Origin of the sequence: uncultured Lutibacter sp., assembly GCF_947493565.1 — a bacterium.
GTDB classification, from domain to species: Bacteria; Bacteroidota; Bacteroidia; order Flavobacteriales; family Flavobacteriaceae; genus Lutibacter; species Lutibacter aestuarii.
The window spans coordinates 1-263 of record NZ_CANLRG010000031.1 but is presented as its reverse complement, the minus strand read 5'-3'; the positions used below and the strand labels follow the sequence as shown (position 1 = coordinate 263).

The 263-nt window shown below is 32.7% G+C and carries 1 protein-coding gene; it reads right to left on the bottom strand.

Annotated elements, in window-relative coordinates; genetic code table 11:
- Nucleotides 1-248 (bottom strand): twin-arginine translocation signal domain-containing protein (locus Q0714_RS14190; protein ID WP_298266207.1); only part of this gene is annotated, 248 nt, incomplete at its 3' end.
- Nucleotides 249-263 lie beyond the last annotated feature (15 nt).

Genomic DNA, 263 nt, shown 5'->3' with positions numbered 1-263 from the left:
ATTCGGTCTAATGCAATGGAAATTCTATTGGGATCAATATCACAAATGGCTGTGACCAATACATCATTTCTTAACAAGACATTATTTAAATGATTGGTGCCACGTAAGCCTACTCCAATCATCCCTACTCTGATTTTTTGATCTTTTCCAAATACATTGGAATTTAATCCAAATGACATGTTTGGTAGCAGGGTAAGTCCAGCTCCAGCAATTGCTGTATTTTTTATAAAGTTTCTTCTTGATTTCATTGTAATATAAAAATT